Below are 26,161 nucleotides of genomic sequence, written 5' to 3'. Positions count from 1 at the left end.
CTTGAAATCGGTCACGATCGCTCCCATTTTCGTTATGCAAACTTAGACGAAATTAGAGGAGGGGCTATGCGCCTTGACCGATTTACCAGCAAATTCCAACTGGCCATTTCCGACGCTCAGTCATTGGCCTTAGGGCGCGATAATCAATACATCGAACCCGTCCACTTGATGGTGTCTCTCCTCAATCAGGACAGCAGTACCATTCGACCTTTGATGACACTACTTAATATTGATGTTACTCAATTACGCTCTAGTCTCAGTGAACTGTTAGATAAACTTCCCAAAGTCACTGGTACAGGCGGTGATGTTCAGCTTTCCCATGGCATGGGCATGTTGTTCAACATGTGCGATAAACTGTCGCAAAAGCGTAAAGACAAATTCATTTCCTCTGAGTTGTTTATCCTCGCTGCAGTCGAAGAAAAAGGGGCATTGGGAGAACTATTGCGTAGTCTTGGATTGGCTACAAAAAAAGTGGAAGCAGCGATCGATAAAGTTCGCGGCGGTCAGTCCATTGATGACCCCAATGCTGAAGAGTCCCGACAGGCACTGCAAAAGTTCACGGTCGACCTGACTGAAAAAGCCGAACAAGGCAAGTTAGATCCTGTGATTGGTCGTGACGAAGAAATTCGACGCACCATACAAGTGTTGCAACGCAGAACGAAAAATAACCCTGTGATCATTGGCGAGCCGGGCGTTGGTAAAACCGCGATCGTTGAAGGCCTTGCTCAACGTATCGTTAATGGCGAGGTGCCAGAAGGGCTTCGCAATAAACGCGTGCTTTCTCTTGATATGGGTTCATTGGTCGCGGGGGCGAAATATCGAGGTGAATTCGAAGAACGTTTGAAATCAGTTTTGAACGAGTTGGCGAAAGAAGAAGGCAATGTCATTCTGTTTATCGATGAAATCCACACAATGGTGGGGACCGGTAAAGCAGAAGGCGCGATGGATGCGGGTAATATGCTCAAACCTGCACTTGCTCGTGGCGAGTTACATTGTGTTGGTGCGACGACTTTAGACGAGTATCGCCAATATGTAGAAAAAGATGCGGCCCTTGAGCGTCGCTTCCAGAAAGTATTAGTCAATGAACCAACGGTGGAAGATACCGTTGCCATTCTACGTGGCCTGAAAGAGCGTTACGAACTTCACCATGCTGTGGAAATTACCGACCCTGCGATTGTGGCGGCAGCGAGCTTATCTCATCGTTATATCTCTGATCGCCAATTACCAGATAAGGCAATAGATCTTATTGATGAAGCAGCGTCTAGTATTCGAATGCAAATTGACTCAAAGCCAGAGCAATTAGATCGTTTAGAACGACGTCTTATTCAGCTCAAAATCGAGCAGCAAGCGCTGGCAAAAGAAAATGATGATGCAAGTAAAAAACGTCTTGAAACATTGCAGACAGAGATTGATGAGAAAGAGCGTGATTATGCTGAGCTGGAAGAGGTTTGGAATGCAGAAAAAGCGGCGCTTTCAGGCACACAACATATAAAGAGTGCGTTAGAGCAAGCTCGTACTGATTTAGAGATTGCGCGTCGAGCGGGTGATCTCAATCGAATGTCGGAGCTGCAATATGGACGTATCCCGGAACTAGAGAAGCAACTGGATCTTGCAAGCCAAGCTGAGATGCAGGAAATGACATTGCTCAGAAACCGAGTAACAGAAGCTGAAATCGCCGAAGTCCTGTCGCGTCAAACAGGTATTCCTGTCGCCAAAATGCTTGAAGGCGAGAAAGAAAAATTACTTCAAATGGAAGATGAACTTCATTCCCGTGTTATTGGACAAGAAGAAGCGGTCAATTCAGTGGCAAATGCCATACGTCGTAGCCGAGCCGGTCTTGCTGATCCAAATCGTCCAATAGGCTCATTCCTATTTTTGGGGCCAACGGGGGTAGGTAAAACGGAGCTTTGCAAATCGCTAGCTGAGTTCATGTTTGATAGTAGCGATGCCATGGTACGTATCGATATGTCGGAGTTTATGGAGAAACACTCTGTAGCGAGACTAGTTGGTGCGCCTCCAGGTTATGTGGGTTATGAAGAAGGCGGGTACTTAACAGAAGCTGTACGCCGACGTCCGTACTCTGTCATTTTGCTGGATGAAGTAGAAAAGGCACACCCAGATGTATTTAACCTTCTCCTACAAGTATTGGATGATGGTCGATTGACTGATGGGCAAGGTCGAACTGTCGATTTTCGCAATACTGTGGTTATCATGACTTCTAACCTTGGTTCGGATCGGATTCAAGAACACTTTGGTGAATTGGATTACGACGGTATCAAAGTGATGGTTATGGATGTTGTGAGCAAGCACTTTCGTCCAGAATTTATTAACCGTATTGATGAAGCTGTGGTGTTCCACCCGTTGGGTCAAGAGCACATCAAGCTGATTGCAGATATTCAGTTACATCTTCTCGCACAGCGAATGGCTGAACGAGACTTGGTGCTTGAGGTTAGTGAAGAAGCATTGACCTTGATTGCTCAAGCGGGTTTCGACCCCGTATATGGAGCGCGCCCGTTAAAACGTGCTATTCAACAGAGTATTGAAAACCCGTTGGCGCAGGCCATCCTTAAAGGTGAAGTCAAACCTGGTAAGCCAGTTCGACTGGTAGTAGAGGACGACCAAATAAAAGCAATCCAATAACTTTTTCAATTCGAGAACATGGAAAGAGGCTAGAAATAGCCTCTTTCTTGCTTTTAGTGCATTTAATCTGGTGGATTAGATTGCTTTATAAGCGTCTTGAGTGATTGTCGAGCAAAAAGGTCTATTTATTGAGGTTTTCTAAAAAATCCCTTGCCAACATATCAATTCTCCCTATAATGCAGCCCATCGACACGGTGAGTGCTTCCAGTAGGAAACGCCCATTGAATCGATATGGCGAAAACGGCTTCAAAACTGAATGGAAATAAACGCTTGACGTTAACGACCCAATCAGTAGAATGCCCGCCTGCTTCAACGGAAAAGCCCAGTGCTTATCGCGGTTGAAGGGAGTCAACAAGACGTTTTGGATGCGGTGAGCAGCACGCTGAAAAATCTCAAAATTTCTTCTTGACTTCATCGCCTGGCAGCGTAGAATTCGCAGCCCTGACGATGAGAAGACGTCTCCATGGAGTCGCTTCTACAGTCAACGTTCTTTAACAATTTGACCTATACAATCTGTGTGGGCACTCGTACTTGATAGACATAAGATTTATCAATGAACTGAGTGACCTAAGATGGTTGAACTCTACGGAGTCACACTGTCAACACAGTCAATGCAGATTTGCCTTAGGGCAAAAAAGTAATTCAGTATTCATTGAGCGTTAGACCTGTTTCTTCGGAAATGGGGATAACAAGAAAAATTCTAATTGAAGAGTTTGATCATGGCTCAGATTGAACGCTGGCGGCAGGCCTAACACATGCAAGTCGAGCGGTAACATTTCAAGAGCTTGCTTTTGAAGATGACGAGCGGCGGACGGGTGAGTAATGGCTGGGAACCTGCCCTGACGTGGGGGATAACAGTTGGAAACGACTGCTAATACCGCATGATGTCTACGGACCAAAGAGGGGGATCTTCGGACCTCTCGCGTCGGGATGGGCCCAGTTGGGATTAGCTAGTTGGTGAGGTAATGGCTCACCAAGGCGACGATCCCTAGCTGGTTTGAGAGGATGATCAGCCACACTGGAACTGAGACACGGTCCAGACTCCTACGGGAGGCAGCAGTGGGGAATATTGCACAATGGGCGCAAGCCTGATGCAGCCATGCCGCGTGTGTGAAGAAGGCCTTCGGGTTGTAAAGCACTTTCAGCAGTGAGGAAGGTTGGTACGTTAATAGCGTATTAATTTGACGTTAGCTGCAGAAGAAGCACCGGCTAACTCCGTGCCAGCAGCCGCGGTAATACGGAGGGTGCGAGCGTTAATCGGAATTACTGGGCGTAAAGCGCATGCAGGCGGTTTGTTAAGCAAGATGTGAAAGCCCCGGGCTCAACCTGGGAACCGCATTTTGAACTGGCAGGCTAGAGTCTTGTAGAGGGGGGTAGAATTTCAGGTGTAGCGGTGAAATGCGTAGAGATCTGAAGGAATACCGGTGGCGAAGGCGGCCCCCTGGACAAAGACTGACGCTCAGATGCGAAAGCGTGGGGAGCAAACAGGATTAGATACCCTGGTAGTCCACGCTGTAAACGATGTCTACTTGGAGGTTGTGGCCTAGAGCCGTGGCTTCCGGAGCTAACGCGTTAAGTAGACCGCCTGGGGAGTACGGTCGCAAGATTAAAACTCAAATGAATTGACGGGGGCCCGCACAAGCGGTGGAGCATGTGGTTTAATTCGATGCAACGCGAAGAACCTTACCTACTCTTGACATCCACAGAATTCGCTAGAGATAGCTTAGTGCCTTCGGGAACTGTGAGACAGGTGCTGCATGGCTGTCGTCAGCTCGTGTTGTGAAATGTTGGGTTAAGTCCCGCAACGAGCGCAACCCTTATCCTTGTTTGCCAGCGAGTAATGTCGGGAACTCCAGGGAGACTGCCGGTGATAAACCGGAGGAAGGTGGGGACGACGTCAAGTCATCATGGCCCTTACGAGTAGGGCTACACACGTGCTACAATGGCGTATACAGAGGGCAGCGAGACCGCGAGGTGGAGCGAATCCCAGAAAGTACGTCGTAGTCCGGATCGGAGTCTGCAACTCGACTCCGTGAAGTCGGAATCGCTAGTAATCGTGGATCAGAATGCCACGGTGAATACGTTCCCGGGCCTTGTACACACCGCCCGTCACACCATGGGAGTGGGCTGCACCAGAAGTAGATAGCTTAACCTTCGGGAGGGCGTTTACCACGGTGTGGTTCATGACTGGGGTGAAGTCGTAACAAGGTAGCCCTAGGGGAACCTGGGGCTGGATCACCTCCTTAACGATACTATTAATGCAAGTGCTCACACAAATTGTATAGGTTGAAAAAGCAAAGAACATTACTTAGATGTGTTTGTTGCCCCTGTGGTTAGCACCCCATTCCCTTGGTAAAAGAGGGTGAGGTCGTTGGTTCACAGCCAGGGACGCAAAATTGGGTCTGTAGCTCAGGTGGTTAGAGCGCACCCCTGATAAGGGTGAGGTCGGTGGTTCAAGTCCACTCAGACCCACCAATTTCGTTTCCTAGACGAGATTGGTTAAACACTAAGTATTCGATGGGGTTATAGCTCAGCTGGGAGAGCGCCTGCCTTGCACGCAGGAGGTCTGCGGTTCGATCCCGCATAGCTCCACCACTCTTTAAACGCATTCTCACGAGTGTCTTTAGAAAGTGGACATCTCTGTATCAGAGACACATCACTTTGCTCTTTAAAAATCTGGAAAGCTGACTAGTAGATTTATGACTTCTCTTTATAGAGAGGAAATAAATTGAAATCTGTTTCTTATCTCTCTACCCGAGAGGTAATGAAACAAAAGTTCTCAAAACGTTAATCCTGATGGGATTAACACCAAACACATTCAAGTGTTCTTGGTTTCATCGAAAGATGAACATATTTGAGTCCGGCGAAAAACCGTTCAGCGAAAGCTGAACCGACTCTTTAACGAGAGTCACCTTGGTTGTTTGTCCATACATAAAGACCTCTTGGGGTTGTATGGTTAAGTGACTAAGCGTACACGGTGGATGCCTTGGCAGTCAGAGGCGATGAAGGACGTATTAACTTGCGATAAGCGTAGATAAGGCAGTAAAAGCCACTTGAGTCTACGATTTCCGAATGGGGAAACCCACGTGCATAAGCACGTATCATGCAGTGAATACATAGCTGTATGAGGCGAACTCGGGGAACTGAAACATCTAAGTACCCGAAGGAAAAGAAATCAATTGAGATTCCGGCAGTAGCGGCGAGCGACCCCGGATTAGCCCTTAAGCAGTTTAAGTGTTAGTGGAAGCCTCTGGAAAGTGGCGCGATACAGGGTGATAGCCCCGTACACGACAATGCTTTTATTGTGAAAACGAGTAGGACGGGACACGTGGTATCCTGTCTGAACATGGGGGGACCATCCTCCAAGGCTAAATACTCCTGACTGACCGATAGTGAACCAGTACCGTGAGGGAAAGGCGAAAAGAACCCCTGTGAGGGGAGTGAAATAGAACCTGAAACCGTGTACGTACAAGCAGTGGGAGCCTCTTCGTGGGGTGACTGCGTACCTTTTGTATAATGGGTCAGCGACTTACTTTTAGTAGCAAGGTTAACCGAATAGGGGAGCCGTAGGGAAACCGAGTCTTAACTGGGCGAATGAGTTGCTAGGAGTAGACCCGAAACCGAGTGATCTAGCCATGGGCAGGTTGAAGATTGAGTAACATCAATTGGAGGACCGAACCGACTAATGTTGAAAAATTAGCGGATGACTTGTGGCTAGGGGTGAAAGGCCAATCAAACTCGGAGATAGCTGGTTCTCCCCGAAAGCTATTTAGGTAGCGCCTCGGACGAATACTACTGGGGGTAGAGCACTGTTAAGGCTAGGGGGTCATCCCGACTTACCAACCCTTTGCAAACTCCGAATACCAGTAAGTACTATCCGGGAGACACACGGCGGGTGCTAACGTCCGTCGTGGAGAGGGAAACAACCCAGACCGCCAGCTAAGGTCCCAAAGTTATCGCTAAGTGGGAAACGATGTGGGAAGGCTCAGACAGCCAGGATGTTGGCTTAGAAGCAGCCATCATTTAAAGAAAGCGTAATAGCTCACTGGTCGAGTCGGCCTGCGCGGAAGATGTAACGGGGCTAAGCGATACACCGAAGCTGCGGCATCAATTCTTCGGAATTGTTGGGTAGGGGAGCGTTCTGTAAGCCGTTGAAGGTGAACTGTAAGGTTTGCTGGAGGTATCAGAAGTGCGAATGCTGACATGAGTAACGATAAAGGGGGTGAAAAACCTCCTCGCCGGAAGACCAAGGGTTCCTGTCCAACGTTAATCGGGGCAGGGTAAGTCGACCCCTAAGGCGAGGCCGAAAGGCGTAGTCGATGGGAAACGGGTTAATATTCCCGTACTGCTTATAACTGCGATGGGGGGACGGAGAAGGCTAGGTGGGCTTGGCGACGGTTGTCCAAGTTCAAGTGCGTAGGTGGGTGTCTTAGGTAAATCCGGGACGCTGTTAACACTGAGACACGATGTCGAGTCACTACGGTGATGAAGTCATTGATGCCATGCTTCCGGGAAAAGCCTCTAAGCTTCAGGTTATAAGGAATCGTACCCCAAACCGACACAGGTGGTCGGGTAGAGAATACCAAGGCGCTTGAGAGAACTCGGGTGAAGGAACTAGGCAAAATGGTACCGTAACTTCGGGAGAAGGTACGCTGCCTCCGGTGAAGTCCCTCGCGGATGGAGCTAGAGGCAGTCGCAGATACCAGGTGGCTGCAACTGTTTATTAAAAACATAGCACTGTGCAAAATCGAAAGATGACGTATACGGTGTGACGCCTGCCCGGTGCCGGAAGGTTAATTGATGGGGTTATCTTCGGAGAAGCTCTTGATCGAAGCCCCGGTAAACGGCGGCCGTAACTATAACGGTCCTAAGGTAGCGAAATTCCTTGTCGGGTAAGTTCCGACCTGCACGAATGGCGTAATGATGGCCACGCTGTCTCCACCCGAGACTCAGTGAAATTGAAATCGCAGTGAAGATGCTGTGTACCCGCGGCTAGACGGAAAGACCCCGTGAACCTTTACTACAGCTTGGCACTGAACATTGACCCTACATGTGTAGGATAGGTGGGAGCCTTTGAAGCATCGTCGCTAGATGGTGTGGAGGCAATCTTGAAATACCACCCTTGTATGCTTGATGTTCTAACGTTGGTCCCTTATCGGGATTGCGGACAGTGCCTGGTGGGTAGTTTGACTGGGGCGGTCTCCTCCCAAAGAGTAACGGAGGAGCACGAAGGTGGGCTAATCACGGTCGGACATCGTGAGGTTAGTGCAATGGCATAAGCCCGCTTGACTGCGAGAATGACAATTCGAGCAGGTACGAAAGTAGGTCATAGTGATCCGGTGGTTCTGAATGGAAGGGTCATCGCTCAACGGATAAAAGGTACTCCGGGGATAACAGGCTGATACCGCCCAAGAGTTCATATCGACGGCGGTGTTTGGCACCTCGATGTCGGCTCATCACATCCTGGGGCTGAAGTCGGTCCCAAGGGTATGGCTGTTCGCCATTTAAAGTGGTACGCGAGCTGGGTTTAGAACGTCGTGAGACAGTTCGGTCCCTATCTGCCGTGGGCGTTGGATGATTGAGAGGGGCTGCTCCTAGTACGAGAGGACCGGAGTGGACGAACCTCTGGTGTTCGGGTTGTCACGCCAGTGGCATTGCCCGGTAGCTAAGTTCGGAATTGATAAGCGCTGAAAGCATCTAAGCGCGAAGCAAGCCTCGAGATGAGTCATCCCTGACACTATAAGTGTCCTAAAGGGTTGTTGGAGACTACGACGTAGATAGGCAGGGTGTGTAAGTGCTGCGAGGCATTGAGCTAACCTGTACTAATTGCCCGTGAGGCTTAACCATACAACACCCAAGGGGTTTTAGCGGACTCAGATAAGAACGTTGAATGTGTATTGAGAAGTCACTAGTCAGAATTTTCCCAGATTTTCGTTTTCCGCCTGCTGGCGGGGGACAATACAAAATTTGCTTGGCGACCATAGCATTATGGACCCACCTGATCCCATGCCGAACTCAGTAGTGAAACGTAATAGCGCTGATGGTAGTGTGGGGTCTCCCCATGTGAGAGTAGGACATCGCCAGGCTTCAAATTCGTTTTCATCTTTTTAAGAAAAAGATGAAGGCAAAAAGTTTAGATACACGCATTGAACGGTGTGTATCGGATAGACACCAAGGTGTTTATCTTCGTGTGGAGCGGTAGTTCAGTTGGTTAGAATACCGGCCTGTCACGCCGGGGGTCGCGGGTTCGAGTCCCGTCCGCTCCGCCATTTATTAAGAAGCCTCGTCAGAAATGACGTGGCTTTTTATCGTCTGTAAGTTTCAAATTCCCCCCTCGCTTTCCTTGACTTAATCACCGCTTGATATCCTCGCAAGCGACACAATACGCATTATTCTGTAATTTGTGACTATCTTGTGTTCTTACTTAATCCTCTTATTTGTGATTCCGCTGTTGGGATTCCGCTGTTGGTATTACGCCTCTCAAATTTCGTTAGGTTAACAATTTGAAAGAAGTAGCCTGCTAGGATGTTACTAAGGTGAATGTGGCGGGGGCGAAATGAAGAAAAATCTACTTATGATCCTTTTTATCTTTCTTTTCTTGCTTGGCAGTTTGATTGCTATAGCAAATGCTAATCCATGGGAAAATGTTACTAATCCTTCAAAAGGCAGTGAGCAGTCGATAGGAAGTTATGCCAATGGATGTTTGAGTGGCGCAGAAGCGTTACCGCTTAATGGTGTAGGTTATCAAGTGATCCGTTCTTCTCGTCATCGCTACTATGCACATCCTGACATGGTTGCTTATCTCAAAAAACTTGCTTCAAAGACACAAGGATTTGGACTGGATGATTTGATGATCGCAGACATTTCTATGCCACGAGGCGGAAATTTTACGAGTGGCCATTCAAGCCATCAAACAGGGTTGGATGCGGATATTTGGCTTAGCTTTGCACCGGAAACTTTAACTCGGGAAAGGTTAGAAAGCCCAACGGCGGTCAGTGTAGTTGATCTAAAGAGCTACTCACTTCGTCGAGATACTTGGATGGATGATCATGCGATCCTTTTTCAGGTCGCAGCTTCAGAGCCTGAGGTTGCAAGGATATTTGTACATCCCGTCATAAAAGAAACGCTTTGTGGCATGGAGTGGGAAGACAGAGCTTGGCTAAGAAAGGTGAGACCATGGTGGGGCCATCATTATCATATGCATGTCAGACTTCATTGTCCTGACGGGAGTCAGGAATGCGTGCCACAAAATGTTATACCAGCAGGTGATGGTTGCGGATCAGAGTTGATGAGCTGGCGACCTAAGCCTGACGATGGTAAAAAAAACAAAGAAACAGTCAAGAAGAAGAAGCGAGTTAAGGTGAAGCCTAGTGAGTGCTAGATAGTTCTGACGCAATAAAAAAAAGCGCCTCTAACAGGCGCTTACTCAACTAGGCTAAACCTTGCAGTTTGACGAACTTTTCCAATAGCTCGTCATTGGCTTCCTGATTGTCAGGATCAATGATGATGCAATTGTTGATTGGACAAACGGACTGACAGGTTGGCTTCTCATAGTGACCAACGCATTCCGTGCATTTGTCTGGATCAATTTCGTAGATCTCAGCCCCAAACGTTATTGCTTCGTTCGGACACTCTGGATCGCACATGTCACAGTTAATGCACTTCTCGGTGATCAGTAGTGCCATGGATTACGCACTCACCACTTCAATGGCGTTTGGATTACGGGTATTAGTACCTGCAACCAGATTGCGCATTAGCAAACCAAACGATAAATCCATATCTTCTGGCATCGGGATAAAGACAAAGTGTCCGTTACCTTTTGCGTCGTCGATAACTTCGCTCTTACGGTTTTCCATCGTTTCGAGTGTAAATACAACATTACCATTTGGCGTCATCATTTCGATTGAGTCACCAACAACAAATTTGTTCTTCACTTCAACTTCAGCCAAATTTCCACGACGTTTACCCGTGAATTCACCAACGAATTGCTGGCTGTCAGATACAGAGTATCCGTAGTCATAGTTTTGGTATTCGCTATGGTTGTGACGGCGAAGAAATCCTTCTGTGTATCCACGGTGAGCAAGGCTTTCAAGCGTAGACATGAGTGTTTCGTCAAAAGGCTTACCTGCAACAGCGTCATCAATTGCTTTTCGGTAAACTTGCGCTGTACGTGCGCAGTAATAGAAAGACTTGGTACGACCTTCAATTTTCAGTGAATGAACACCCATTTTAGTTAGGCGATCAACATGCTGAATAGCACGAAGGTCTTTTGAGTTCATGATATACGTGCCGTGCTCATCTTCAAACGCAGCCATTTTCTCTTCAGGGCGATGTGCTTCGCTCAGCAGAACAACGTCATCAATTGGCTTACCCAGACCCAAGGTGTTATCAGGGCGCTCTTCGGCTTCGTGAATTTGCACGCCAGACGTTTTAGGCACTTCAACGATTTGCCCGGTTTCGTCCTCTGTCGCTTTTTCTGCCTTATATTCCCAACGGCAAGCGTTGGTGCAAGTGCCTTGGTTCGGGTCACGTTTGTTGATGTAGCCTGAAAGTAGGCATCGTCCAGAGTACGCCATGCAAAGTGCGCCATGAACGAATATTTCAAGTTCCATCTCAGGGACTTCTTGTCGAATTTCTTCGATTTCTTCCAAAGACAATTCACGCGACAGAATGACACGCTCAACGCCTTGGGTTTTCCAGAACTTTACAGTCGCCCAGTTAACAGCATTTGCTTGGACTGACAGGTGAATAGCCATCTCAGGGAATGCTTCACGAACCATCATGATAAGACCTGGGTCTGACATGATTAGAGCATCAGGTCCCATGTCTACGACGGGCTTAAGATCGCGAATAAAGGTCTTCAGCTTCGAGTTGTGTGGCTGAATATTACATACCACGTAGAACTTCTTGCCCAACGCATGAGCTTCATCGATACCGATTTGAAGGTTTTCGTGATTGAATTCATTGTTGCGCACACGAAGGCTATAACGCGGTTGGCCCGCGTAGACTGCATCTGCGCCATAAGCGAAAGCGTAACGCATGTTTTTTAGGCTGCCAGCTGGCGACAAAAGTTCTGGTACAAACATATTCTTGGGCTTCTATTTTCTGAGTCTAAGTCAGGCCACATCGAACTTGATGCGGGGTAGCGGGCGATTTTACTGTGATCTGGTTAACATAGCCAGTTCCATTCGGGAAACCAATCGAAGAAAATAATGTCTTTCCTATGGTCTGCAAACTTACTCATTAGCAGCGCATAAATTGACATTATGATGAAATGAATTGTACGGTGCTTTATTATACTGTCACCTATAGTTCTCATTGAACGAGCAAAAATCAGAAGTTTGAGAAGTGGATTGATGTACGAAAAGAAACCCAAGACGTTTAGTAAGCTGTCTAAATCGATGCTTGGCTTGATGGGATTGTCACTCGTGACGATGGCGGTGTCCGTTAACATGAAAAACGACCCGATTCGAATCATCCCCCTCAACATCTCAGAATCTGTGATGCCATCGCAGCCTGCGGTGGAAGCGCCCTCAGAAATAGCCATAGACCTCCCTGCCTATGAATACACCATTCAGTCAGGTGATAGTCTCAGCGAAATTTTCATGAAACTGGGGATCCCATACAGCGACTTGCTGAAATTAATGGAAGCGGATTTAAACCACCTGCGTATCGATACGTTAAAACCCAATGACATTTTGCGCTTTTGGGTTGATGGCAGTGGTAAACACCTTGAAAAGCTAGAGCTTGAATTTAACATTGCTCAGAAGGTGCAATACAAACTTTTGGACGATGGCTCGTACGAGTTGGAAGAGATCATTGTCCCAGGTAAATGGATTCAGACAGTAGCCGCTGGTGATATCGAAGGAAGCTTTTCTGTCTCAGCCCGCCGAGCCGGATTGAGCTACAACGATGTTGAAGTTGTCACCAGCCTACTCAAAGACAAAATTAACTTTTCTCGTGATCTACGTGCCGGCGATAAGTTTGAAGTGGTTCGAGCGGAGCAGTTTGTTGATGGTCAACCCAGTGGGCAGCGCGAAATACAAGGTATCCGTATAGAGCGAAGAGGTGCGCCTATCACGGCTTATCTTCATTCGGATGGCAACTATTATGACAATCGAGGCGAAAGTCTTCAGAGTGCGTTTCAGCGCTATCCGATGACTTATAAGGGACGCATCAGTTCCCACTTTAACCCCAAAAGAAAACACCCAGTGACAGGGCGAGTTTCGCCGCACAATGGTACTGATTTTGCCGTTGCCACAGGAACACCGGTGGTTTCGACAGGTGATGGTGTCGTGGTGATGGTGCGTAATCACCCTTACGCAGGTAAGTATATCGTCATAGACCATGGCAACCAATTTCGTACTCGCTATCTGCATAACAGCAAGATATTGGTGCGCAAAGGGCAGCGCGTGAGCCGTGGTCAGAAAATCGCATTATCTGGACGCAGTGGGCGCGTGACCGGGCCACATATTCATTATGAATTGCTAAGTCGTGGTAGAGCTGTCAATCCGATGAAAGCCAAAATCCCTATGGCGACATCTGTGCCTCGTGCTGAAATGACTGATTTTAAGAAATCAGTCGCCGCGTTTGACAAGATGATGTTGGCACAGCAATTCAAGTAACCAAAAACGGGGCATCATTACGATGCCCCGTTTTAATATGCAGACTGTGCTGTTTACACCGAATTATTCCGCTCTATCGACGCCGTCAAGTTCCTCATAGAGGTTTGGCAGGAATGCGCCTAGCTCGCCGCACATTAGCGACAAATCTGCATCTAAACGTTGAGCCATATCTTCACGGTCAATGTCCGCATTTTGATCGCGTAGTTCTTCAGAGAACTTAATGCGCTTGATAGACATGTCATCACACAGCATCAAATCAATACGATCTTGCCAGTTGAGTGCCAGTTTGGTGACCAGCTTCTCTGCCTCAATATGTGCCAGAATCTCATCACTCGACAGATCTTGTTGCTTACAGCGAATCACGCCGCCTTGCTCCAAAATGGCTTTGAGTTCAGCCTCATCACCGATAGTGAAACCTTTTGGCGCGGCATTAGAGCGAACCCACTCAGTCATCGCCAGTTCCACCGGCTTGTTGGTTTCCACTGGAACAACAGGAAGACTACCCAAAGATTTGCGAAGCAGCGCCAAGATGTCTTCTGCTTTTTTAGCACTGCTAGCATCGACAATCACAAAGCCCGTCTTTGGCATAATTAACGCGTAGGTTTGGCTTAAGCGGCTAAATGCACGTGGGAGCAAGTCCATCACGATGTCATCTTTAATGCTGTCTTTTTCTTTCTTTTTAAGCGGGCGACCTTGTTCGGTTTCCATTACCTCAACGCGAGCATTTAGCGAATCTTTGATCACTGACGCGGGCAGCATTTTTTCTTCTTTGCGTGCACAGATCAGAATATTGTCATCGCTGACGTGAGTCATCATATCGCCGTGTTTACCCAGCGCCGTCGTCCAACCGAACTTCTGCATATCTTGGCTGCCACATGGCGTGAAACGAAACTCAGATAGCTGCTTTTCAATGTGCTCAGGGTCGAGATCGATTTCTCGAGTAAGGCGGTAGGCAAAAATATTCTTAAACCAAATCATGGCGAGGCTCTATCCATCCGATAATGACAAAGGCCACATGGTATTGCATTCATAGCAGAATGTCGCTCCAAATGGAGTACAATTTGGCGCAGATCTAAAACAGCGAGCACACAAACGGCAATGAAAATACTCCACACTTCTGACTGGCATTTAGGGCAAAACTTCTTCACGAAAAGTCGTCGAAGCGAGCACCAAGCCTTCCTCGATTGGTTACTTGACCAGATCGATGATCACCAAATCGATGCGGTTATTGTTGCGGGAGATGTGTTTGATACGGGCGCACCGCCAAGTTATGCCCGAGAGCTGTATAACCAATTTGTGGTATCGATTAGTCAACGTCACTGCTCACTGATTGTCTTAGGCGGAAACCATGATTCGGTATCGACGCTAAAAGAGTCTAAATCCGTATTGGCCTGCCTTCATACACAAGTGGTGGCCAATACCAGCGATGATCTTCAAGACCAATTACTGACGCTGAAAAACAAAGCGGGCGATGTCGGCGCGATTGTCTGTGCCGTGCCGTTTGTGCGCCCTCGTGATGTGATGATCAGCCGCGCTGGCGAGTCGGGCACTGAAAAACGCCAAGCGTTAGGCGATGCTATCAAGGCCCATTATCACGCGCTTTATCAAGCGGCGGTCGCGCTTCGCGATGAACACCAATGGCAAGTTCCCATTATTACTACCGGGCATTTAACCGCATTGGGCGTGAGCCCGTCTAAATCGGTGCGTGACATTTATATCGGATCGCTCGATGGCTTTGCCGCGGATGGTTTTCCCCCAGCCGACTATATTGCTTTGGGGCACATTCATCGCCCTCAAATTGTTGCCAAGTCCGAGCATATTCGTTACAGCGGATCGCCCATTCCCTTGAGTTTTGATGAGCTCAAATTTAGCAAGCAAGTGGTGCTGGTGGATTTCGACGGTGAACAGCGCAAAAGCATTGAACCAATCAATGTGCCGAGCTTTCAGCCTATGGCTGTCCTAAAAGGGTCACTGGAAGAGATTGAAGTACAGCTTTCCGAGTTAAAAGATCATGATGATCCAAAACCTATTTGGCTGCACATTGAAGTCTCGGTGCAAGACTATTTGTCTGACCTGCAGCAACGCATTCAGCTTCTTACCGAAGGCCTCAATGTGGAAGTGCTTCAGCTACAACGTGCTCGCACACAAAAATCGCAAGCGCTGACCCAAGAGGCAAAAGAAACCTTGGCAGAATTAACCCCGCAAGATGTTTTCCAAAAACGCCTCGACTTAGAAGTGTTTGACGGAGAGGTAGAGGAAGCACGCAAAGCACGCATTCAAACTCAATTCGCGCAAATCGTCGCGGAAGTTGAGCATGTGGAGGCCAGCGAATGAAAATCCTCAGCTTACGTTTTAAAAACCTGAATTCGCTGAAAGGCGAATGGAAAATTGATTTCACCCAAACGCCATTTGTAGACAATGGCTTGTTTGCCATTACGGGCGCGACCGGTGCAGGTAAAACCACCTTGTTGGACGCTATTTGCTTGGCGCTTTATCACCAAACACCGCGATTGGGGCTGATCTCTACCTCAAGTAACGAAATCATGACTCGCGGCACGGCTGAGTGTGCCGCGGAAGTGGAATTCGAAGTGAAAGGCCACCCGTATCGCGCGTTTTGGAGCATGCGACGTTCTCGCGGCAAGGTTGACGGTAACTTGCAGCAGGCCGATGTTGAGTTGGTCGATGCGAAAACCGACAAGGTGCTGGCAACACAAGTGAAGCAAAAAAATGAGCTGGTGGAAGACATCACAGGTCTCGATTTTTCGCGATTCACGAAATCCATGATGTTGTCGCAAGGTGACTTTGCGGCTTTCTTAAATGCCAAAGAAAACGAACGTGCGGAGTTATTGGAAGAACTCACGGGCACGGAGATCTACGGTCGAATTTCAGAGAAAGTGCACGAGCATTTTGCGGCAGCGAAGCTTTTACTTAGCCAAAAGGAAGCGGAAGCCAAAGGTGTTCAACTGCTGAGTGCAGAAGAAGTCGAGGCAGTCGAAAAGGCCTTGGCAGATGCGGATGCTAACCACAAAACCCAGCAAGGACGACAAGTCGAGCTGACAGCTCATCTTGCGTGGTGGAAAGAGCACCAAAAGAGCCAGCAAGAAAAGACTCAAGCTGAACAGCAGCAACATCTTGCCCAATCAAATTGGGATGCTGCCCAGCCGCGCATTGAAAAACTAGAAAACAGTGAACCTGCTGAAAAGCTGCGTATGCCTTACGAATTATGGCAAACAGCGATGCAGAAAAGTGCATCAAGTGCCGAAGCATTTGCGGCGAAACAGCATATGCTGACAACCAGCACAGTGCAAAGCGAGACGGCAGAAAAAGCCCTGACGGTAGCGCAAGAAATCTTGACGCAAACAAAAGCGCAGCACCAAGCGCTTGATGCACTGATCACCGAAAAAGTCATGCCTCTTGATGCTGAGATAAAACACAGCACCCAGCGTCACCAAGAGGTCTCTGCGCAGAGCCTGGCACTGCAAACCAAGTGTGCTGATCAAACCTCGGTTCGTGATGAAAAAGTGCGAATTCTAGAGGAGCAAACCCAAGCGCTGGGAGTGGTGACAGCTTACCTTAGCGAGCATCAATCGGCGGGAATGCTCAAGCAGCACCTTGGTCAATGGGCACAAATGGGTCAGCAGATCCAACAAGAACAATCCGCCATGGGGGCGCTTACCGAGCAAGAAAAAACGCTTAACGAGTCACTGAATGCTGACAAGGCTCGAGCAGAGAAAGATCAGCAGGCGCAGCGTGCCGCAGTTGCAGCCAGTGATTCGGCAAAACGCCACTGGGAAGCCTTGCAGCATGCCTTTGTAGAAGCGACAGCAAAGGGTGATGTGGAAGCCATCGATAAGCAGCGTGAGCAGCTCAACACGCAACTTTCAACGCACTTCCAGTTGAGTCAGTGGCAACAGCAGTGGATTGATATCGATAAAGACAATGTCGAGAAACGAACACTACTTGAACAGCAAACCGTGTTGGCGACAACCCTAGAGCAAGAACTGGTGGCACTTCGCGGTCAGTTCAAAGATAAAAAGCAGCTTATTGACGCGCTTGGCAAACTTGTCAGTCAAGAAGAGCACCTTGCTCAGTACCGCGCAGCACTTCAGCCTGAAGAAGCATGTCCGCTGTGTGGTTCGACCGAACATCCTGCTTTGACTGGTGCGGTGCTGAATGTATCAGAAACCGTTCAACAGAAAATCGATGCAGAAACAGTATTGAGTCAGCTGGAAATTACAGGCAAAGAAACAGGCGTAAAGCTGGAAACATGCAAGCGTTACGTCACTGAGCTTGATCAGCAATTAGCGCGCACACAATCTCAACAGGCAGTATTAGAACACCAATGGGCCGAAACCTCTTCTGCATTGGCTATGGCATTGGCGATACAGCAGAAAGACGCGTTTACGGCCATCACTGATGAGCAAAAACAAGCCCGAGATACATTGACGCAAACGCTGGCTCAACTGAAAGACCAAGACAAGCATCTTCAACTCGCGAAGCAGCAATGGGATGACGCAGAACGCGTTCAAACGGGTGTTGAGCAAGCTCTGTCTTTGCTGACGTTAACTATAAAAAATAATGAACAGCAGCTACACCGCTTGCAAGAAGACAAGCGCCTGCGCCTAGACAAAGTTGATACCTTACAAGCTGCCTTGAACACCGAAATTGTGGATAGCGGTTACACCGCGCCTGATGCCGACACGCTGTTAACCTGGCTTGAGGAAAGAAAGCAAGATGCGGAGTTATGGGATCAAAACACGCAGCGTAAAGACGCACTTGGAAAAGCGGTGGCTTTGTTGGAATCTGAACTCGCGGGCATATCTCGTGAGTTAATCGCATTGAACGAACAGCGGTTAGCCATGCAAGCGGACAGCGAAAAACTGCTCGGTGTATTGAATGGAGCGAAAGCACAGCGAGACGCGCTATTCGGCGACAAAGTGGCGGAGCAAGAACGACATAATAGTGCAGTGAAATTGGCGAACGCAGAACAAGCCCTGACGTTATCTCAGCAGCAAGCGCAACAATGCCAAGGTGATTTGCGCGCGATACAAGCGGAAGTGAGCAGCTTAGAACAAGCACTCAATAGCCAGAAAGAAGACACAGCAAACAAAGAAACAACGTGGAATGAACGCTTACTTGCTTCACCTTTTTCATCACTGGATGCCTTCCAATCAGCCTTATTGCCAGAAGATGAAAAGCAGCAATTGTTGGTAGAAAAGCGCCAGCTAGAACATGCGTTAGAAGTGGCGAAAGTCTTGCTTCAAAAAGCGCAAAATCATGTGGCAGAGGTATTGGCTCATGAAAACGCAGAACGATTGCAGCAAACGCCACTCGATGAAGTAGAAACTGCGCTTCAGGCGCAAACTGACGTACTTAACCAATTGGCAAAACGCAGTGGTGAGCTAAGTAATGAGTTGTCATCTGACAAGCAACGTCGAGAGAATCAACAAGCCTTGTTTGCTGAGATTGAACGCCTTCGTGCTGACTATGATGATATTCAGTATTTGCACTCGCTGATCGGTTCACAAAAGGGCGATAAATTCCGTAAGTTTGCCCAAGGCTTAACACTGGATAATCTGGTGTACCTCGCGAACAAACAGTTGGATCGCATTCATGGTCGATACCAACTTAATCGCAAGCAGGGTGAGGGGTTAGAATTAAGTGTGCTCGATACGTGGCAGGGCGATATTGAACGTGACACGAAGACCCTGTCAGGCGGCGAAAGCTTCCTGGTCAGCTTGGCGTTAGCATTGGCGCTTTCTGATCTCGTGAGCCACAAAACCAGCATTGATTCTCTGTTCCTTGATGAAGGATTTGGCACGCTAGACAGCGAAACCTTGGATATTGCTTTGGATGCACTGGATAGCTTAAACGCATCCGGCAAGATGATTGGGGTGATCAGTCATATCGAAGCGATGAAAGAGCGGATCCCGACGCAATTGCGCGTATCTAAAAAGACCGGATTGGGAATTAGCGAGCTAGAAAGTGACTATCGAGTCACGAGAGCGTAATCTGCTATAGACCGTATGTTTCGTGGTGTGTAGGGATAAGTCGACATAATCTAGCAATGTCTGTACACGCATTCATCGCGAAAGGTCACAAAACTGTCATAATAGAATCACATAATGGCGCCCATAAATCATAAGTTAACTGGGTATGAAATAATGGTAAGACGGATTCTTGTTGTCGAAGACGAAGCGCCGATTCGCGAGATGCTGTGCTTTGTACTGGAACAAAAAGGCTATCAGGCCGTAGAAGCAGAAGACTATGACAGTGCTCTGGAAAAAATCTGCGAGCCTTACCCTGAACTGATCCTGATGGATTGGATGTTGCCGGGTGGATCAGGGATCAACCTGATCAAGCACCTAAAACGCGATGAATTGACTCGTCAAATCCCTGTTGTGATGCTTACCGCTCGCGGCGAAGAAGAAGACAAAGTTCGTGGTTTAGAAGTTGGCGCAGATGATTACATCACTAAACCTTTTTCACCTAAAGAGCTGATGGCGCGATTAAAAGCCGTGATGCGTCGTGTATCGCCGACCTCTTTGGATGATGTTATAGACGTTCAGGGCTTGAAACTTGACCCTGTTTCTCACCGCGTGACTGCGAATGAAAAACCGCTGGATATGGGTCCAACAGAATTTAAGATGTTGCACTTTTTCATGACCCACCAAGAGCGCGTTTACAGCCGTGAGCAGCTTCTCAATAACGTTTGGGGTACCAACGTATATGTAGAAGATCGCACCGTAGATGTGCATATTCGCCGTTTGCGAAAAGCGCTGGAAGAAGACGGGCACGACAAACTGGTTCAGACAGTGCGTGGTGCTGGCTACCGTTTCTCAACGCGCGCCTAGCCTGACAAATTAATAATCATGTTGCTATCCGTTGGCCACGGGATGGCCTGATGGAGACATAGATGGTCGAAAGACTCACATGGAAAAAGCTGGCCCTAGAGCTGGCTTTTTTTTATTTACCTTGGTTTGTGATTGGCTGGTTCTTTGGCGGTCTGCCTTGGCTATTGCTGCTCGCTACTGTACTTGTTCTGTTGTGGAACTTTTATCACCAACTCAAGCTTTCTGATTGGTTGTGGAAAGAGCGCAGTCTCACTCCGCCTTCGGGTTCGGGCAGTTGGACACCGCTGTTCAATGGTATTTATCGGTTGCAGAAACGTAACCGTCGCCGTCGTAAAGAGCTCGCTAACCTGATCCGTCGATTCCGTAACGGTGCAGAATCACTCCCCGATGCCGTTGTGGTGTTTGAACACGATGGGTCGATTGTGTGGTGTAACAAGCTGGCACAAGATCTTCTTGGCTTTCGCATGCCCGATGATGCCGGTCAGTATATTGGCAACCTTATCCGTACGCCTGAATTCATTGAATATTTGAGCCGAGCAGAACTCGGTGAAGCATTCGAGATGCGCTCACCGCTACATGTATCGAAAACTCTCGAGTTTCGTACCATGCCTTACGCGGAAGGCGAGTATCTGATGGTCGTGCGTGACATTACGCAGCTTAAACAGCTTGAAGGTATGCGTCGGAATTTCTTCGCCAACGTTTCTCATGAATTACGGACACCCATGACAGTGCTTCGTGGCTACTTAGAAATGGCAGAAGATCCTGACATGCTGGTGGGCCCGATGTGGGATAAAGCACACGGCGTGATGACAGAGCAATTGACGCGTATGGAGGGATTGGTTGAGCAACTACTTACGCTCTCCAAAATCGAAGCCAGTGTGAAAATCGCGCTTGATCAGAAAGTGAATGTTCCTGCCATGTTGGATGTACTGCAAAAAGAAGCTCAAGCACTCAGTGGCGATCAAGCTCATGAGTTTGAATTTGACGTTGACCATTCACTTAGTGTGCTTGGGGACGACGATCAGCTGCGAAGTGCTATCTCTAATTTGGTTTACAACGCGGTTAAACACACGCCAGCCAGTGCGAAGATCGCCGTGCGTTGGTTTAGAACGCCTCAAGGTCCACGCCTCGAAGTGAAAGACAGCGGAGAAGGAATTGCACCTCAGCATATCGATCGCCTAACGGAGCGTTTTTATCGGGTCGATAAAGCGCGATCCCGTGAAACTGGCGGCAGTGGTTTGGGATTAGCGATAGTAAAACACGCTCTGAATCATCATGAATCGGAACTCGAGATATACAGCAAGGTCGGTAAAGGCAGCGTGTTCTCCTTTACCTTACCGGAGCGGTTGGCATGTTAAAGCAGGCCTTCGTCGCCATTGGTTTTTTGATGCTTGGTGGCGTTGCGTCGGCAGATGATCATCTGCCGCTTTATCATCGCGCTGATAGTATTTCTGGCAACCTATCTACCGTGGGCTCTGACACTTTGGCCAATTTGGTGACACAGTGGGGAGCGTTGTTCAAAAAGTACTACCCTAGCGTGAATGTTCAAATTCAAACCTCAGGGTCATCGACTGCTGTTCCGGCGCTAATTGAGGCAACGGCACAGTTCGGTACAATGAGTCGCCAAATGCGTCCGCGAGAAGTCGAATTGTTTGAACGTAAATATGGCTATCCGCCAACAGCCATCAAAGTGGCCATTGATGCGATGGCGATTTTTGTTCATCAGGATAATCCGCTGACAGTGCTCAATATGACGCAAATTGACGCATTGTTTTCTCAAACATTGCGCTGCGGTTCAACTGAGCGTTTTGAAAAGTGGGGGCAGTTAGGACTAGGTGGAAGCTGGGATAAACGTAACATTCAGCTATTTGGTCGTAACTCCGTTTCGGGCACATACGGCTTCTTCAAAGATAAAGCACTATGTGATGGCGACTTTCGTGCCGACGTCAACGAACAACCGGGCTCTGCCTCTGTGGTGCAGTCGGTGAGTTCATCGCTCAATGCGGTGGGTTATGCAGGGGTGGGGTATCGTACGGCAGGGGCTAAAATGTTGCCGCTGGATGTGGACGGTGAATCTGTGTATGCCACTGTCGATAACGTCACCTCCGGCGTCTATCCACTATCACGCTACTTATATGTCTACTTAAATAAAGTGCCAAATAGACCTTTAGCACCTATGGAAGCCGAGTTTATAAAGCTCATGTTGTCGCGTCAGGGGCAAGAACTTGCTGCCGCTGAAGGCTTTGTACCGTTGCCTGAAAATGTCATAGAAGAGCAATTAACAGCTTTGGATTTGCAGTGAGTTGCTAACCGAGATTGGTCGCGAATAATTGGCATAGAAAGGTTTGGTCTGGCTATAAGTACAAAAGTGAAAAGACCGATTAAGCCAACGCTTGATCGGTTTTTTTGTTTTTATTTTCTCAGTAGCCTCAAAGGCTATTTCGCAATGGTCAGTGTCCAGCCTACAGCAGCCCAATAGGCTTGTTCAGTCTCAAGATCAGCAGCAAGTAAGCGATTCTGGCTAAGCCAATGTTCTGGGAAAACGAGTGACCAATGGTCATCATTGGCCTCTAGTTTCACATCCGGTAGAGGATCACCAGAGCGCTGAACGTTAAGCACACAAGCCAGGCGCAAGGCACGAATGAGCGGAAAAATATGTTTTAGTTTGAACAGTGCAAACTCAGGCATTTCACCCAGTTTCAACGCTTTACGATGAAACCGTGTCAGTGTCGCCAATACGGTTTGTTGCTCTTGGTTAAAGCCCGATAAATTGGTGTTTTGTAGGATATATGCGGAATGCTTGTGAAAGCCTGAATGTGAAATACTCAGACCGACTTCATGCAACAGCGCGGCCCAGCTCATGAGGATCACCAATTCTGCTTTCTTGGGACCCAACTGAGGTTCCGCTTGTAAATAGACGTTTTCGGCTACCTGTTGAACGCGCTCGGCATGATCTTGGTCGATGTGATAGCGCTCAGCGAGATCGGCGGCGGTACGGCTTCGAATATCACTGTGTTGGAATCTGTCTTCCATTTCATAGAGAAGACCTTCTCTAAGAGCGCCGTCAGAGAAAACCATTTTTTCGATATTCAATGCGTGGAATACCCCTAAAAGAAGAGCAAGTCCCGCGGCGAAAACAGGCTGTCTGTCTGGTGATAGACCTGGAAGCACTAATTCGTCGCTCGACTTAAACGCCAGTACTTGTTCAATCAAACCATCAAGACGTTTGCGGGTGATAATGCCGTCGTCATGACCACTGGCAATCAACACTTCTCGTATTGCCTTGATGGTGCCAGAAGATCCGACCGCTTCCTCCCAGCCATATTTGATGTATTGGCGAGCCATGCCCTCGAGCTTCAATTCCGCAGCAAGTTGTGCGGATGCAAAGCGTTTTGGTGATATCTGTCCGTCTTTGAAAAAGCGCTCGTTAAAGCTGACGCAACCCATTCGTTTGCTGTTAACCAAGGCGGGATTGAAATTTTTCCCAATCACTAACTCAGCACTTCCCCCACCAATATCAACAACTAACTTCCGGTCTTCTCCTGGCTGCGTATGGCTAACGCCTAAATAAATCAGTCTTGCTTCTTCAACGCCAGGAATGATTTCGATGGGATAGGGGAAAGCAAGCTGAGCTCGTTGCAAAAATACATGACTATTTTTTGCTTCGCGTAAGGTGAAGGTTGCGGCGACACGCACGTTTTCCTGATCAAATCCCTGCAAACGCTCGGCGAACATGGCTAAGCATTCAATGCCGCGGTTAATTGCGGCATTGTCGAGGTTCTGATGGTTGTCGAGACCAGAAGCTAGTCTAACTCGCTGTTTATGGCGGCTGACAATTTGAAGCCCTTGACCGACGACACGGGCAACGACCATGTGGAAACTGTTTGAACCGAGATCAATGGCTGCGATCTCTCGTGGCTTTTCAGGATTGGTGGTATCACTCATTCTTCTGCTTGTCCGCTAACCGTCGTTTTTCAGTTCTCTCCATTTGTTTAAGGTAATCGTAAATTTCAATCTGCGAGCGTATTTTTTTGCGATTTCCGCGTTTTACATAGGCATTGGACATTTCTTTGTCCAAAACGCGTGCTTTGGCACGATCGGAAAACTGTATTTCAAGGATATCCATGATGCGGTCTTTCAAGCGCTGATCTTTGATGGGGGTAGCGACTTCAATGCGGTTATCGATGTTACGTGTCATCCAGTCGGCAGATGAAATATAAACGTCTCTCTCTCCGCCGTTTTCAAATGCAAAAACGCGAGGGTGTTCAAGGAAGCGGTCGACGATACTGATTGCCCGAATGTTTTGACTTAATCCCTTAACGCCAGGGATCAGAGAGCACATGCCTCGCACGACCATGCGTATTTTTACGCCCTCATTACTGGCCTTGTACAGCATGTTCACCAAGCCAACATCAACGAGATTATTCACTTTCAACGTAATGCCGGATTTACGCTTGGCTCTTGCATGTTCAATCTCGCGATCGATCAATTTGTACAATCGGCTTCGTGAGTTTCTAGGTGACACGATGAGGTGATTGAATTTGACCGGTTTGTAGGGGTTTTCGATGAAGTTAAACACCTTTCTGACTTCAGTGGTGATGGACTTGTCGGCGGTGAACAGGGAAAAGTCGGTGTAAAGACGAGCGGTTTTTTCATGGAAATTACCCGTGCCGATGTGCGCGTATTCACGTAAGCCGTCCTCTTCTCGGCGTGAGATAAGGCAAAGCTTGGAGTGGATTTTAAGCCCTGGTGTACCAAAGACGACTTTCACCCCCGCATCTGTTAATACGCGAGCCCATTCTATGTTGGCTTCTTCATCAAACCTCGCTTGTAACTCGACTACCACGGTGACCCGTTTGCCGTTGTTGGCTGCATCTATCATCGAATTGATGATGCGGCTTTTCTTTGCCACGCGGTAAACATTGATGCGAATGCTACGCACCTTGGGATCGTAAGAAGCCTGACGCACGAGCTCTGTCATGTGCTGGAAGGTGTGATACGGGTAGTAAAGCAGTATATCGCGTAAGCGAATGGCATCGAACGCATTGCCGGACTGACGAAAGTCAGCAGATTCAATGGGGGGCAATGGGGGGTTTTCTAAATAGCGCATGCCGACATTGGGAAAACCAATAAAGTCTTTGAAATTATGGTAGCGCGCACCAGGCAAGACGCTGTCATAGTCCGAGATCCGGAGCATTCTGATAATGCGCTTGACCATGGCTTTGGGCATGTCTCGCTGGTAGACGAAACGCACAGGCAGTGCGGTTATGCGTTGGTCGAGACTGTCTGACATGTTTTCTAGCAGACTATGATCGACTTCGTTGGTGAGATCATATTCAGCATCGCGCGTCATTTTCATCGCATAGGCTTCAACGCTGTCATAATCGAAAAAGCCTTGGAATATTTCATCGAGACAGAGCCGAATGATGTTATCAAGAAGAATGATGGTTTTTCGTCGACGTCTGCGACCTTGGGTTCAGGCACTTTAATAAAGCGCTCAATTTCATCCGTGGGGATTTCAATCAGCGCATAACGCGTGGCTTGATCTTCTTTTTTGAGTTCGACCACAAGATAGGAATATGCGTCTTTGAGGAAAGAAAGCAAATCCATATCGTCAGTAAGAATAATGGGGGTGATATGGGGAAGAAGATTGCTGACAAAGTGCCTTTTTAGCCAGTTCTGCTGATACTCAGTCAGTTGAAGCTCGTTAACCAGAAAAATGTGTCGACGAGCCATCTCCAATAGAATGTCATTGTATAGATGGTCGAAGTCTTGATTAAGCTTCAGTACCTTGTCTTGAATTTTGCTGAGTAATTCTTTAGCTGTATTGTCGATACCCTGTTCTTCGTTGATCAGGATTCGACGTTTCACATCAGCAAAGCGCACTTGATAAAACTCATCCAAATTACTGGAGAAAATACCCAAAAATCGAACCCGCTCAATGATAGGGACACTTTTGTCTGCTGCTTCTTGCAGCACCCTTTCATTGAAGGATAGCCAACTGAGTTCTTTATCTATGTAACAATTATCAGCGCTCATTCT

General features: G+C 48.0%; 12 protein-coding genes, 3 tRNA genes, 3 rRNA genes and 1 pseudogene. 14 read left to right on the top strand and 5 right to left on the bottom strand.

Features of this window, described 5'->3' with window-relative positions; all coding sequences use genetic code 11:
* The first annotated feature begins 66 nt into the window (after positions 1 to 66).
* The 8 genes from clpB to mepA all read left to right on the top strand — a co-directional run bounded on the left by clpB (position 67) and on the right by mepA (position 10,021).
* Entirely contained in the window at positions 67 to 2,640 is a 2,574-nt protein-coding gene (gene clpB / locus AC3CIC_RS13180; RefSeq protein WP_488514833.1) for an ATP-dependent chaperone ClpB, read from the top strand.
* Positions 2,641 to 3,341: 701 nt separating this feature from the next.
* Positions 3,342 to 4,886: ribosomal RNA gene (locus AC3CIC_RS13175) — 16S ribosomal RNA — on the top strand.
* A 152-nt stretch (positions 4,887 to 5,038) separates the two neighbouring features.
* Positions 5,039 to 5,115: transfer RNA gene (locus tag AC3CIC_RS13170), tRNA-Ile, on the top strand.
* Positions 5,116 to 5,159: 44 nt separating this feature from the next.
* Positions 5,160 to 5,235, top strand: a tRNA-Ala gene (locus AC3CIC_RS13165).
* Between the two features lie 359 nt (positions 5,236 to 5,594).
* Positions 5,595 to 8,487: ribosomal RNA gene (locus AC3CIC_RS13160) — 23S ribosomal RNA — on the top strand.
* A 123-nt stretch (positions 8,488 to 8,610) separates the two neighbouring features.
* Positions 8,611 to 8,726: ribosomal RNA gene (gene rrf / locus AC3CIC_RS13155) — 5S ribosomal RNA — on the top strand.
* Together the 16S, 23S and 5S rRNA genes with 3 tRNA genes alongside form the textbook arrangement of a ribosomal RNA operon.
* 106 nt (positions 8,727 to 8,832) lie before the next feature.
* Positions 8,833 to 8,909, top strand: a tRNA-Asp gene (locus AC3CIC_RS13150).
* A 287-nt stretch (positions 8,910 to 9,196) separates the two neighbouring features.
* On the top strand, positions 9,197 to 10,021 hold the full coding sequence (gene mepA / locus AC3CIC_RS13145; RefSeq protein WP_488514832.1) for a penicillin-insensitive murein endopeptidase: 825 nt from the start codon (positions 9,197 to 9,199) through the stop codon (positions 10,019 to 10,021).
* A gap of 49 nt (positions 10,022 to 10,070) precedes the next feature.
* Here mepA and AC3CIC_RS13140 read toward each other — a convergent pair whose 3' ends face one another.
* The gene (locus AC3CIC_RS13140; protein WP_016960570.1) at positions 10,071 to 10,325 is read right to left on the bottom strand and encodes a YfhL family 4Fe-4S dicluster ferredoxin; all 255 of its coding nucleotides are present in this window, start codon (positions 10,323 to 10,325) and stop codon (positions 10,071 to 10,073) included.
* A gap of 3 nt (positions 10,326 to 10,328) precedes the next feature.
* Entirely contained in the window at positions 10,329 to 11,726 is a 1,398-nt protein-coding gene (gene trhP, locus AC3CIC_RS13135; protein WP_017005046.1) for a prephenate-dependent tRNA uridine(34) hydroxylase TrhP, read from the bottom strand.
* Positions 11,727 to 11,996: 270 nt separating this feature from the next.
* Here trhP and AC3CIC_RS13130 point away from each other — a divergent pair, with 270 nt between their 5' ends.
* Positions 11,997 to 13,265: a peptidoglycan DD-metalloendopeptidase family protein gene (locus AC3CIC_RS13130; RefSeq protein ID WP_488514831.1), complete on the top strand. Its 1,269-nt coding sequence runs from the start codon at positions 11,997 to 11,999 to the stop codon at positions 13,263 to 13,265.
* Positions 13,266 to 13,328: 63 nt separating this feature from the next.
* Here the strand turns inward: AC3CIC_RS13130 and rdgC are convergent, their stop codons facing one another.
* The gene (gene rdgC, locus AC3CIC_RS13125) at positions 13,329 to 14,240 is read right to left on the bottom strand and encodes a recombination-associated protein RdgC (protein WP_488515915.1); all 912 of its coding nucleotides are present in this window, start codon (positions 14,238 to 14,240) and stop codon (positions 13,329 to 13,331) included.
* Positions 14,241 to 14,363: 123 nt separating this feature from the next.
* Here rdgC and sbcD point away from each other — a divergent pair, with 123 nt between their 5' ends.
* From sbcD to AC3CIC_RS13100, 5 genes are all read left to right on the top strand, one after another.
* Positions 14,364 to 15,599, top strand: a complete 1,236-nt coding sequence (gene sbcD / locus AC3CIC_RS13120) for an exonuclease subunit SbcD (protein ID WP_488514830.1) — start codon at positions 14,364 to 14,366, stop codon at positions 15,597 to 15,599.
* Positions 15,596 to 19,276 (top strand): AAA family ATPase, encoded by a 3,681-nt coding sequence (locus tag AC3CIC_RS13115; protein WP_488514829.1) that lies wholly within the window; start codon positions 15,596 to 15,598, stop codon positions 19,274 to 19,276. Before sbcD ends, AC3CIC_RS13115 begins: the two co-directional genes overlap by 4 nt.
* 153 nt (positions 19,277 to 19,429) lie before the next feature.
* On the top strand, positions 19,430 to 20,119 hold the full coding sequence (gene phoB / locus AC3CIC_RS13110; RefSeq protein ID WP_016960564.1) for a phosphate regulon transcriptional regulator PhoB: 690 nt from the start codon (positions 19,430 to 19,432) through the stop codon (positions 20,117 to 20,119).
* Positions 20,120 to 20,181: 62 nt separating this feature from the next.
* Positions 20,182 to 21,477: a phosphate regulon sensor histidine kinase PhoR gene (gene phoR / locus AC3CIC_RS13105; RefSeq protein WP_016960563.1), complete on the top strand. Its 1,296-nt coding sequence runs from the start codon at positions 20,182 to 20,184 to the stop codon at positions 21,475 to 21,477.
* Entirely contained in the window at positions 21,471 to 22,421 is a 951-nt protein-coding gene (locus AC3CIC_RS13100) for a PstS family phosphate ABC transporter substrate-binding protein (protein WP_488514828.1), read from the top strand. The genes phoR and AC3CIC_RS13100 overlap by 7 nt, the downstream gene beginning before the upstream one ends.
* 134 nt (positions 22,422 to 22,555) lie before the next feature.
* Here the strand turns inward: AC3CIC_RS13100 and ppx are convergent, their stop codons facing one another.
* Together ppx and ppk1 are read right to left on the bottom strand one after the other, a co-directional pair.
* A complete protein-coding gene (gene ppx / locus AC3CIC_RS13095; RefSeq protein ID WP_488514827.1) occupies positions 22,556 to 24,064 on the bottom strand; it encodes an exopolyphosphatase in 1,509 nt (502 codons plus the stop codon).
* Positions 24,057 to 26,158: pseudogene (ppk1, locus tag AC3CIC_RS13090) on the bottom strand (polyphosphate kinase 1). The gene ppx and the pseudogene ppk1 overlap by 8 nt, the downstream one beginning before the upstream one ends.
* Positions 26,159 to 26,161 lie beyond the last annotated feature (3 nt).

This window comes from Enterovibrio sp. QJM3NY_24 (genome assembly GCF_057786035.1).
This window is presented reverse-complemented; position numbering and strand designations above follow the sequence as displayed.